The sequence below is a fragment of the Streptomyces sp. MS191 genome (assembly GCF_008042125.1).
In the GTDB taxonomy this organism is placed as follows: domain Bacteria; phylum Actinomycetota; class Actinomycetes; order Streptomycetales; family Streptomycetaceae; genus Streptomyces.
On sequence record NZ_RDBI01000066.1, the window covers coordinates 1 to 10,809 of the forward strand.

General features: G+C 72.9%; 7 protein-coding genes. 3 read left to right on the forward strand and 4 right to left on the reverse strand.

Annotated features, from left to right (window positions below):
* From EAO71_RS28470 to EAO71_RS28480, 3 genes are all read left to right on the forward strand, one after another.
* Positions 1 to 712 (forward strand): hypothetical protein (locus tag EAO71_RS28470; RefSeq protein WP_261992400.1); only part of this gene is annotated, 712 nt, incomplete at its 5' end.
* Positions 709 to 2,964 carry a bifunctional serine/threonine-protein kinase/ABC transporter substrate-binding protein gene (locus tag EAO71_RS28475; protein WP_147980703.1) on the forward strand — a complete coding sequence of 752 codons (2,256 nt, stop codon included), beginning with the start codon at positions 709 to 711 and terminating at the stop codon, positions 2,962 to 2,964. The genes EAO71_RS28470 and EAO71_RS28475, both read left to right, overlap by 4 nt.
* 4 nt (positions 2,965 to 2,968) lie before the next feature.
* On the forward strand, positions 2,969 to 5,158 hold the full coding sequence (locus EAO71_RS28480) for a bifunctional serine/threonine-protein kinase/ABC transporter substrate-binding protein (protein ID WP_147980704.1): 2,190 nt from the start codon (positions 2,969 to 2,971) through the stop codon (positions 5,156 to 5,158).
* A 70-nt stretch (positions 5,159 to 5,228) separates the two neighbouring features.
* Here the strand turns inward: EAO71_RS28480 and EAO71_RS28485 are convergent, their stop codons facing one another.
* The 4 genes from EAO71_RS28485 to EAO71_RS28500 form a co-directional block, all read right to left on the reverse strand.
* Complete coding sequence (locus EAO71_RS28485) at positions 5,229 to 6,281, reverse strand: 2-oxoacid:ferredoxin oxidoreductase subunit beta (RefSeq protein WP_147980705.1); 1,053 nt, start codon at positions 6,279 to 6,281, stop codon at positions 5,229 to 5,231.
* A complete protein-coding gene (locus tag EAO71_RS28490; protein ID WP_147980706.1) occupies positions 6,274 to 8,217 on the reverse strand; it encodes a 2-oxoacid:acceptor oxidoreductase subunit alpha in 1,944 nt (647 codons plus the stop codon). Before EAO71_RS28490 ends, EAO71_RS28485 begins: the two co-directional genes overlap by 8 nt.
* 273 nt (positions 8,218 to 8,490) lie before the next feature.
* A complete protein-coding gene (locus tag EAO71_RS28495) occupies positions 8,491 to 9,150 on the reverse strand; it encodes a response regulator transcription factor (RefSeq protein ID WP_187282906.1) in 660 nt (219 codons plus the stop codon).
* A 256-nt stretch (positions 9,151 to 9,406) separates the two neighbouring features.
* Positions 9,407 to 10,693, reverse strand: a complete 1,287-nt coding sequence (locus EAO71_RS28500) for a sensor histidine kinase (RefSeq protein ID WP_147980707.1) — start codon at positions 10,691 to 10,693, stop codon at positions 9,407 to 9,409.
* Positions 10,694 to 10,809 lie beyond the last annotated feature (116 nt).

The following is a 10,809-nucleotide window of genomic DNA, read 5'->3' on the forward strand; positions in this document are numbered from 1 at the left end:
TGACCGTGGACAGCTCGTACTTGCCGCGCTCACCGAGCGAGTCGGAGGCCGTGTAGTTCCCGCCGACGCCGAACGGGTTGCCGATCGAGTTGAGTTCGGAGAGCTTCTCGCCCTCGCCCAGCGGCTGGCCCTCTTCGTCGTCGCGGGCCCGGACGCCTGGGGTCCCGGCTACGTGAAGCGCGCGCAGTACCTCAGCGATCCGGACCGCTGGCCCGTCCTCGGGGACGAATGCACCTGGGAGGGGGGCGGCCTGCCCGCCTCCGTGCTGTACAGCGTGACCGCCTCCAGCGAGGTTCCGGCCGCCGGCGGCAAGGGCCTGCTGCGCGTGTCCGCCACCGTCACCGTCCACCGCACCGAGGCGGACGGCGACTGGGAGATGGCCGAGACCCTGGAAGAGGCGCTCCGGTGCCCGAACCAGACGCTGCGCGAGGGCGAGAAGCTCTCCGAACTCAACTCGATCGGCAACCCGTTCGGCGTCGGCGGGAACTACACGGCCTCCGACTCGCTCGGTGAGCGCGGCAAGTACGAGCTGTCCACGGTCAAGGGCAAGCAGTTCTACAGCTGGTACCAGTCCCGGATCGGCCAGGTCACCCTCGCCACCGTGGTGAAGGGCGCGCCCGGCTACACCGAGAACGACACCAACAGCGCCCAGGTCCAGGCACTCGTCACCATGATCGAGCGCGTCAAGGCGCAGCTGGGAGTGCAGTCGTGAACCAGCCCACCCCGCCCGCGCCCGGCGCGGTCCAGCCGCTGCTGCCCTCCGACCCGTCCTCGATCGCCGGCTACCGGKTCCTCGGRCGGCTCGGCGCCGGCGGCATGGGCGTCGTCTACCTCGGCCGGACGGACAACGGCGAGCTCGCCGCCGTGAAGGTCACCCTCGCCGACCATGCCGAACAGGCCGACTTCCGGGCCCGGTTCCGCCGCGAGGTGGAGGCCGCCCGCCGGGTCTCCAGCCCCTGGGCGGTCCCCGTCACCGGCGCCGACCCCGACGCCCCCGAGCCCTGGATGGCCACCGTCTTCGTGCCGGGGCCCTCGCTCGGCGAGGCGGTCGCCGCGCACGGCGCCCTGCCGGAGCGGAGTGTGCGGATCCTCGGCGGCGCCGTCTCCCGCGCGCTCGCCGCCGTCCACGCGGCCGGGCTCGTCCACCGGGACGTGAAGCCGGGCAACGTGCTGCTCGCCGTCGACGGACCCCGGCTGATCGACTTCGGCATCGCCCGGGCGACCGGCGAGACCGCCCTCACCTCCACCGACATGGTCGTCGGCACGCCCGGCTTCCTCGCCCCCGAACAGGCAGAGGCCCGCACCGGCGAACTCGGGCCCCCCGCCGACGTCTTCGCGCTCGGCTGCCTCCTCGTCTACGCGGCCACCGGCAGACCGCCGTTCGGCAGCGGCACCGTCGACGCCCTGCTCTACCGGACCGTCCACGACGAACCCGATCTCGACGGCGTGCCGCCGGGCCTCCTCGACCTGCTGCGCCGCTGCCTCGGCAAGGACCCGGCCGGGCGGCCGACCGCCCAGGAGATCGCCGGCGAGCTGACCGAGGACACCCCGGGCGAGGCCGTCGACTGGCTGCCGGCGCCCGTCGTCCGGACCATCGCCGAGCGGTCGGCGCGGATGCTCGCGCTGCCCGATATCGACCCCACCCAGGCCGGAGAGCCCGCCGCGCCGCCACGGCCGCCCGGCAGGCGCGGATTCCTCCTCGCCGCGGGCGGGGCGGTCCTCGTCGCGGCCGGCGGCCTCGGCGCGTGGGCCGCCCTGCGGGACGGGGACGGCGACGACGGGAAGTCCCCCACGGCCGCGGCCGGGAACCCGGCGATCGGGGTCCTCGCCGACCTGTCCGGGCCCGCGCAGGAGATCGGCCGCGCCCAGGAGCGCGGCGCCCGGCTCGCCGTCGAGGAGTTCAACGCCCGGATCGCCGCGGCGAAGAGCGGCGACCCGCTGAAGAAGCTCTCCAGGATCGGGCTCAAGGTCGCCGACGACCAGGGGGACAAGGCGAAGGCGCCCGCCGTCGCCCGGACGCTCACCTCCGACCCGACGGTGCTGGCCGTCCTCGGCCCCACCTCCGACTACACCGGGCAGGCCGTGCTGCCCTCGTTCGAGGAGGCGGGCCTGCCGCTCGTCACCGTCTCGGCGGGCCACAACCTGCTCACCATGCGGGACGGGACGACCCCGCCGAACGTCACCGTCCTGCGGGCGATCCCGCACCACCTCTTCGCCGGCATGCACCTCGCCTACGCGGCCCTGCTCCTCGACAGCGTGAAGCGGCCCGGAGTCCTCCAGGAGCGCACCGACGACCACTACAGCTGGCAGTACGTCCGGGGTGTCGACTACGGCCTGGGCGTCTCCGGCGTCGAGCGCCGCTACCGCGTGGTCCCCGGCCGGGCGACGGACTACCGCTCCATCCTGCGCGGCATGATCGACTCCGGCATCGACTGCTACATCCACTGCGGGGTGGCCGAGACCGCCGTCCTGGCGGCCCGCGCGCTGCGCGAACTCGGTTTCACCGGGCCGCGGTTCGCCGGTCAGCACGTCTTCGGCACGAAGTTCCTCAAGGGGGCCGGGGAGGCGGCCGAGGGCTGGTTCGTCACCGCCCCGGTCAGCGATGCCGTCGCTCCCGCCCCCGACACCCCCGCCAAGACGAAGGAGCGGGGCGCCGTGTTCGTCGCCGCGTACAAGAAGCGCTACGGGACGAACCCGCCCCCCTACGCGGGCGAGGCGTACGACGTCGTCGCCATGACGCTCGGACGCCTGGCCGCCGCGGCGAAGGCGGGCCGGACCCCCGCCCGCAAGGGGCTCTGGGCCGACCTGAGCAAGCAGAAGTACGAGGGCGCCATGGGCGGGTACACCTTCGGCGAGAGCGGCGACCTGACCAACGGCGGCACCTTCCTGTACGCCGTGCAGAACGGCGCCTACAAGCTGATCGGCTCCGCACCGGCGACGCCGACCAGAAAGAAGAAGGGCTGACCGCGTGCAGCCGCTGCGTCCGGCCGACCCGTCGTCGATCGCCGGCTACCGACTCCTCGGCCGGCTCGGGGCCGGCGGCATGGGCGTCGTCTACCTCGCCCGCTCCGGCGGCGGGGCGCTCGCCGCACTCAAGCTGATCCGCGCCGAGCACGCCGCCGACCCCGGCTTCCGGGAGAGGTTCCGGCGCGAGGCGCGGATCGCCGAGAGCATCACCGGCCAGTGGGTCGTACGGGTCCTCGGCGCCGACCCGGAGGCCCGCGAACCCTGGCTGGCCACCGAGTTCGTCCCGGGGCCGTCGCTCGCCGAGGCCGTCGGCGCGCACGGCCCGCTCCACGAGCCGTCCGTCCGGTCCCTCGGCGCCCGGCTCGCGGACGCGCTCGCCGACATGCACACCGCCGGGCTCGTCCACCGGGACGTGAAGCCGGGCAACGTGCTGCTCGCGCTCGACGGGCCGCGCCTGATCGACTTCGGCATCGTCCGGTCCGCCGGGGCCACGGCCCTCACCGCCACCGACGCGATGATCGGCACCCCCGGATTCCTCGCCCCCGAGCAGGCCCGGGCCACCGGGGCGGGTGCCGTCGGCCCGMCGAGCGACGTCTTCTCGCTGGGCTGCGTCCTCGCCTACGCCCTCACCGGACAACGGCCCTTCGGTACGGGCACGGTGGCCGCCGTCGTCTACCGCACCGTCCACGAGGAGCCCGACCTCGACGACGTCCCCGACACCCTGCTGCCGCTGGTCGCCTCGTGCCTCGCCAAGGACCCCGCGGACCGGCCCACCGCCCCGGAGGCGCGTGCGGTGCTGGGCGCGGCGGACGGCCCCGCCGGCGACTGGCTGCCGCCCGGTCTGCCCGCGCTCATCGCCTCCCGCTCCGCGCGGGTCCTCGACCTGCCGGTGGCCGAGCCGACCCTGATGGTGAGCCCGGAGGAGCCGAAGGGCGTCTCCCGGCGCGGGTTCCTGGTGGCCGGCTCGGTGGCGGGCGTCGCGGGCGCGGGCGGCCTGGCCGCCTGGCTGGCCGGCCTCGGCCCGTTCGGCGAGGGCGCCGGGACCGGCACCGGGACCAGCGCCGGCGGCTCCCTGCCGACGTACGCGCTCGGTCTGGTCTCCGACCTGAGCGGCCCCCACAAGGCCGACGGCCTCGCCCAGGAGCACGGCGCGCGGGTGGCGGTGGAACGCCACAACGCCCGCCAGGACCGGTTGGTCACCCTGACGCTCCGGGTGCACGACGACGGCGGGGACCCCGCCCGGGCCGCGAAGGCGGCCCGCACCCTCGGCGACGACCCCGCGGTCTTCGCGGTGATGGGGCCGACCACGACCGAGACCGCCGTCGCCGCCGCGGACGAACTCGTCACCCGCATCGTGCCGATGGTGAGCCTGGTGGCGTCCGTTCCCAGCGGCACGGTCAGGGGCCAGACCGCCGGCGCGACCTATTTCGAGATGCGGGCCAGCCCCGACACCCTGATCGTGCCCTTCGCCCGCTACCTCTCCGAGCACGGCGTCCGCCGGACCGCCGTCATCGAGGACCAGCAAGCCGGCCGGTTCAGCTGGCTCGCCGTCAAGTCGCTGAAGGACAACCCGCCGGGTGCCGGCACGGTGTCCTCGCATCCCGTCGCCGCGGCCGGCGAGGACTTCGCGGGCGCCGTCCGCGAGGCGCTCGCCACCGGCCCGCAGGGCGTCATGTACGCGGGGACCTCGCCGCGCCGGGCCGCGCTGTGCGCCAAGGAGCTGGCGCGTCAGGGGTACCGGGGCCTGTGCGGCAGCGTCGAGCAGCCGTTGCAGCCGGAGTTCCTCACCCTGGCCGGGCCGGCCGCCGAGGGCTGGTTCTTCGGGACGAGCTTCGTCGACCCCGACGGCCTGCCGGCCGCGGCCGACTTCACCGCCGCCTACCGCAAGCGGTGGGGGCTGGCCCGCACCACGCCCGTGCACCGGTACGCCACAGAGGCGTTCGACGTCGCCAACTGCGTGGTGCAGGCCCTGGAACAGGTCGAGAAGGAGCAGACGGAGATCAAGCGGACGGGGGTGCGGACGAAGCTGGTGGGCTCCCACGCCGCCCCGTACAAGGGCCTCGCCAAGCCCTACTCGGTCAGCCGCAACGACAACTCCTTCGTCCACCTCGCGGGACTCTTCCTCTGGCGGGTGCAGAAGGGCGTGCCCCGGTTCCTCGGCCACTACGAGAAGGCCGCGTCGGCGAAGTGACGCTGCGGAGACCCGAGGGGCCCGGTCCGTGGCGGACCGGGCCCCTCGGGCGCGTACGCGACGAGCCGGGTCAGCCCACGACCGTCCAGGTGTCGCTGCCGGCCAGCAGCTGGCCCAGGTCTCCCTTGCCGTGCTGCTCGATCGCCGCCTCCAGCTGGTCCGCCATCAGCGTGTCGTACACCGGCCGGTCCACCGACCGGAAGACGCCGATCGGCGTCTGGTGCAGGGTGTCCGGGTCCGCGAGGCGGGAGAGGGCGAACGCGGTCGTCGGGGACGCCGCGTGCGCGTCGTGGACGAGGACGGTGTGCTCGTTGTCCGGTGTCACCGCGACCACCTTCAGATCGCCGGTCACCGCGTCCCGGACCACACCCTTGGCGAGGTCGGTGCCGAAGCGGATCGGCTTGCCGTGCTCCAGCCGGATCACGGCCTCCTGCGCCTGCTCGTTGTCCTTGAGGACCTCGAAGGCGCCGTCGTTGAAGATGTTGCAGTTCTGGTAGATCTCCACCAGCGCGGTGCCGGGGTGGTCGGCCGCCTGGCGCAGCACCTCGGTGAGGTGCTTGCGGTCCGAGTCGACCGTCCGGGCCACGAACGTGGCCTCCGCGCCGATCGCCAGCGACACCGGGTTGAAGGGCGCGTCGAGCGAGCCCATCGGCGTCGACTTGGTGATCTTGCCGACCTCGCTGGTGGGGCTGTACTGCCCCTTGGTCAGGCCGTAGATCCGGTTGTTGAAGAGCAGGATCTTGAGGTTGACGTTGCGGCGCAGGGCGTGGATCAGGTGGTTGCCGCCGATGGAGAGCGCGTCGCCGTCGCCCGTGACGACCCAGACGGACAGGTCGCGGCGGGAGGTGGCCAGGCCGGTGGCGATGGCCGGGGCGCGGCCGTGGATGGAGTGCATCCCGTAGGTGTTCATGTAGTACGGGAAGCGGGACGAGCAGCCGATGCCCGAGACGAAGACGATGTTCTCCTTCGCCAGGCCCAGTTCGGGCATGAAGCCCTGGACGGCGGCCAGGACGGCGTAGTCGCCGCACCCGGGGCACCAGCGCACCTCCTGGTCGGACTTGAAGTCCTTCATCGACTGGGTCGCTTCGGCCTTGGGCACGAGGTTCAGGAGGGACTCACTCATCGATGGCCTCCTCGAGTACCGCGGCGAGCTGCTCCGCCTTGAACGGCATGCCGTTGACCTGGGTGTGGCTGCGGGCGTCGACCAGGAACGTCGCCCGGACGAGCGTGGCGAGCTGGCCCAGGTTCATCTCCGGGATCACCACCTTCTCGTACTGCCTGAGGACCTCCCCGAGGTTCTTCGGGAAGGGGTTGAGATGGCGCAGGTGCGCCTGGGCGATCGGCTTGCCGGCGTTCCGGAGCCGGCGCACCGCGGCGGTGACGGGGCCGTAGGTGGAGCCCCAGCCGAGGACCAGGGTCCGGGCGCCGTCCGGGTCGTCGACGGCGAGGTCGGGCACCTCGATGCCGTCGATCTTGGCCTGGCGGGTGCGGACCATGAAGTCGTGGTTCGCCGGGTCGTAGGAGATGTTGCCGGTGCCGTCCTGCTTCTCGATTCCGCCGATGCGGTGTTCGAGGCCGGGCGTGCCGGGCACGGCCCACGGACGGGCGAGCGTGTGCGGGTCGCGCTTGTACGGCCAGAAGACCTCGGTGCCGTCCGCCAGCTCGTGGTTCGGCCCGGTGGTGAACTGGACCCGCAGGTCGGGGAGTTCGTCGAGGTCCGGGACCCGCCAGGGTTCGGAGCCGTTGGCCAGGTAGCCGTCGGAGAGCAGGAAGACCGGGGTGCGGTAGGCGAGGGCGATCCGGGCCGCGTCGAGCGCGGCGTCGAAGCAGTCGGCCGGGGTCCTCGGGGCCACGACCGGTACCGGCGCCTCGCCGTTGCGGCCGTACATGGCCTGGAGGAGGTCGGCCTGCTCGGTCTTGGTGGGCAGACCGGTGGAGGGGCCGCCGCGCTGGATGTCGACAATCAGCAGCGGCAGTTCCAGCGAGACCGCCAGGCCGATCGTCTCGGACTTCAGGGCCACGCCCGGGCCGGACGTGGTGGTGACGGCGAGCGACCCGCCGAAGGCGGCGCCGAGCGCGGCGCCGATGCCCGCGATCTCGTCCTCCGCCTGGAAGGTGCGGACGCCGAAGTTCTTGTGCCGGGACAGCTCGTGCAGGATGTCCGAGGCCGGGGTGATCGGGTACGAGCCCAGGTAGAGCGGGAGGTCGGCCTGCCGGGCGGCGGCGATCAGGCCGTACGACAGGGCGAGGTTCCCGGAGATGTTCCGGTAGGTCCCCGGCGGGAACGCCTTGGTCGCCGGGGCGACCTCGTAGGAGACGGCGAAGTCCTCGGTCGTCTCGCCGAAGTTCCAGCCGGCCCGGAACGCGGCCACGTTCGCCTCGGCGATCTGCGGCTTCTTGGCGAACTTGGCACGCAGGAACTTCTCGGTGCCCTCGGTCGGCCGGTGGTACATCCAGGAGAGCAGTCCGAGCGCGAACATGTTCTTGCTGCGCTCGGCCTCCTTCCGGGACAGGCCGAACTCCTTGAGCGCCTCGACCGTCAGCGTCGTCAGCGGGACCGGGTGGACCCGGTAGCCGGCCAGCGAGCCGTCCTCCAGCGGTGAGGTGGTGTAACCGACCTTGGCCATCGCGCGCTTGGCGAACTCGTCCGTGTTGACGATGATCTCGCTGCCGCGCGGCACGTCGCCGATGTTCGCCTTGAGGGCGGCGGGGTTCATCGCGACCAGCACGTTCGGGGCGTCGCCCGGGGTCAGGATGTCGTGGTCGGCGAAGTGCAGCTGGAACGAGGAGACACCGGGGAGGGTGCCGGCGGGGGCGCGGATCTCGGCGGGGAAGTTCGGCAGCGTCGAGAGGTCGTTTSCGAAGGACGCCGTCTCGGACGTGAAGCGGTCACCCGTCAACTGCATGCCGTCACCGGAGTCACCGGCGAACCGGATGATCACCCGGTCCAGGCGACGGACTTCCTTCTCGGGTCCGCCCGATGGCGCCGTGAAGCTGCGCTGTTCCCCGACGACTGCCTCGTCGGCCTGCTCGGCCGGGCTGCTGACCTGGCTGGTCACTGAACTGGACCTCCCTCGCGGCAAGGGTCTTCTCCGCCCGAGGCGGGAGAAGGCTCGGGAGACGACCGGGCGACCGGCCGTCCCGTGGCCCACCCTACGACGGCAAGGGGGCCCTTCCCGGGACTTCTCGCATCGTGGACCTCATTTTGAGACGCCTTTTCGATCGGCAATGTCACGTTCTGTCGCCCCCCGGTAAGTCCGGAATATGGTGCCTTGTCAGTCCTTCGGTCGGCGGACCCGTCATGGATCCTTATCTGACAGAGTGTCAGGTAATCAGGAGTTCAGGTAGGTCAACACCGCGAGTACCCGTCGGTGATCCCCGTCACTCGGAGACAGTCCCAGCTTCAGGAAGATGTTGCTGACGTGCTTCTCCACGGCGCCGTCGCTCACGACCAGCTGCCTGGCGACCGCGGAGTTCGTGCGGCCCTCGGCCATGAGCCCGAGCACCTCCCGCTCGCGCGGGGTGAGGTTCGCCAGCACGTCCTGCTTGCGGCTGCGGCCGAGCAGCTGCTGCACGACCTCCGGGTCCAGGGCCGTACCGCCCCGGGCGACCCGCACCACGGCGTCCACGAACTCCCGGACCTCCGCCACCCGGTCCTTGAGCAGGTACCCCACGCCCCGGCTGGAGCCGGCGAGGAGTTCGGTGGCGTACTGCTCCTCCACGTACTGGGAGAGGACCAGGACACCGACCCCGGGGTACTCCTTGCGCAGCCGCACCGCGGCTCGCACGCCCTCGTCCGTGTGGGTGGGCGGCATCCGCACGTCCGCGACCACGACGTCCGGCAGCGCACCCTCGCCGGCGAGCTCGGCGACGGTCTTGACCAGGGCCTCCCCGTCGCCGACCCCGGCGACGACCTCGTGCCCCCGGTCGGTCAGCAGTCGTGTCAGGCCCTCGCGGAGCAGCACCGAATCCTCGGCGATGACCACCCGCACCCTGTCCGCCACGTCTTCCACGCCCACGTCCCCGCAGCCCCCTGTCCGATACCGGTCCCGCCTGGTCCGGCGAGCGGTCCCAAGCATCGCAGCAAGAAGGACGCGGCGGGGCCGGATGAGGTTCAGGCGTGCCGGGGGGGCGAACGGTACGGAGCCCGCCGGGCACCGGACGGGAGGGCGCGGCGGACCGCCCCGTGCCGTCGGACGGCCGGGGCGGTGACGCGTGAGGGAGCGGGGGCGGCGCGGACCGGCCGGGTCAGACGCGCCAGGGGAGCTCGGCCGTGACGGTCGTCGGCCCGCCCGCCGGGGAGTCGACCGCCAGGACGCCGTCGACCGCGTCCAGCCGCTCCGTGAGTCCGGCGAGGCCGCTGCCCGCGCCCGCGTCCGCGCCGCCCCGGCCGTCGTCCCGCACCTGGAGCATCAGCCGGCTGCCGGACCGCCACACGTCGACCCACGCGCGCCGCGCACCGGAGTGCTTGGACACGTTCTGCAGCAGCTCGGACACGGTGAAGTAGGCGATGCCTTCGATCGCCGGCACCGGGCGGGCCGGAAGGTCCACCTCGACGGAGACCGGCACCGTGCAGCGCGACGCGACCGCCGACAGCGCCGCGTCCAGACCGCGGTCCGTGAGGACCGCCGGGTGGATGCCGCGGGCCAGGTCCCGCAGCTCCTGCAGCGCCGTCTTCACCTCGCCGTGCGCCTCCTCGACCATCCGGGCCGCCGCCCGCGGGTCCTCGTTCAGCTTCTCCTTGGCGAGGCCGAGATCCATGGCGAGGGCGACGAGCCGGGCCTGGGCGCCGTCGTGCAGGTCGCGCTCGATGCGGCGGAGGTCGGCGGCGGCCGTGTCCACGACGACCCCGCGGTCCTTCTCCAGCTCGGTCACCCGGTTCGCCATCCGGGAGGGGCCGAGGAGCCCGGCGACCAGGAGCCGGTCCACCACCGTCAGGGAGCGGACGACCCACGGCGTGCACAGGACGAAGAGCAGGCCGACGAGGCTGGTCACCGCGATCTCGAAGGGCGAGTCCAGGTAGAAGTCGTGCGACCCGTCGCCGTACAGCTGGATCCCGTCCTGCCCCGCGTACATCGGGAAGACCCACTGCCACAGCGGATAGGTGAAGAGGGCCCAGCCCCAGGCCATGAAGGGCACCGCCACCGAGAAGGCGAAGATCGCCCACGGCATGTGGATCAGCGCGTAGAGCAGGTGCCGCCAGGACGCCCCGCTCTTCAGCATCGCCCCCATCCAGGACAGCGCCCCGCCCGTGCGGCCGCGCACCGGCGCGGGAGCGGCCACGTCCAGGCGGAGCAGGCCACGCGCCCGCGCGCGCTCCACCGCGCCGAAGCCCCGGCACATCGCGAGGCAGCCGGCCAGCACCGGGACGCCGAGGAAGGTGATCAGCAGGCCGGCACCCGCCGAGACCAGGGAGACGGCGAGCCCGAAGGTGAGGACGCCGATCGGCAGCCCGAGCACCAGGTAGCCGAACTCGCGCCAGGTGCGGGCCTCGAACGGCGCGCGGATCGCGGCGGGGAGGCGGTGATCGGCCATCGCTGGTGTCCGTTTCTCTGCGAAGGGGGTGATGTCCTCAAGACTTCCGCCCCCGGACGCCCCGGGCCATGAGGGAGGTGGGCGTCTGCGGCCGGGGGTTTTCCCCACCCTGAGGA